The 845-nt window shown below is 39.3% G+C and carries 1 pseudogene; it reads right to left on the bottom strand.

Features of this window, described 5'->3' with window-relative positions:
• Positions 1–845, bottom strand: a pseudogene (locus A3735_RS00930) (NAD-glutamate dehydrogenase domain-containing protein); the annotation flags it as partial.

The raw sequence follows: 845 nt of genomic DNA on the forward strand, positions 1-845 counted from the left end.
TGTACGCATCGTTGCTTTGATCAAATCAAGATATAAACGCAGAATCTTGTCTTCGGTCAGGTTATGTACATTGTTTAGCGCCTTGTAAAAGTTTTCTTCTATCTTATCTAGCAGCTTTAGATTCTTTGCAGATAAAGCGTTTGCACCGGGTTTAAAACGGTGTTCAAAATAGTCGCTAAGCAAGGCCGTGATTTCTACGTTTGACACCACCGTATTAGAAATAAACTCTTGAGAGTTGCTAACGCGAATCTGTTGCATATAACGGGAGTAAGATCGTAGCATCGCGATTTGACGCCAATTCATATAGGCACTGATTATTAACCTATTAAATCGGTCATTCTCTGCGTCTCCCTGCCACACTTTGATAAATAGCTCTTCGAAATTATCACGAATCTTCGAAATATCAATTGGCTTCTGATCGCTTGTCGTCAACATAAAATCATGTAACCACACCGTAGCTCCTTCACGATCAATACTTTCGTAAGGGTTCTCACCGATAACTCTCAGCCCCATATTTTCGAAGATAGGCATGACATCAGACAATGGGATCGGTTGATCAGCATGAAAAAGCTTAAAGTGAACGACTTTTTCATTTTCTTCTATCGTTCGATAAAAACTCATACCAATCGTATTTTCAGTTTTTACCTTTTCTATATTCTCGATATCGACCGCAGCTCTTCGAGGCGAAAACTCTTCTCGATAACTTGATGAAAAAGCGGATCTATAACGGTTGATATAAGTATTTGCTTTCTCTTCGCCGTAAGCATCAAACAAAGATTGCTCTAGATCGTCTTCCCAAGACTGAGCTACAGCAACAATTTTCTCTTCAATGTCAGCAACGTTAA

It is taken from the genome of Oleiphilus sp. HI0061 (assembly GCF_001635675.1).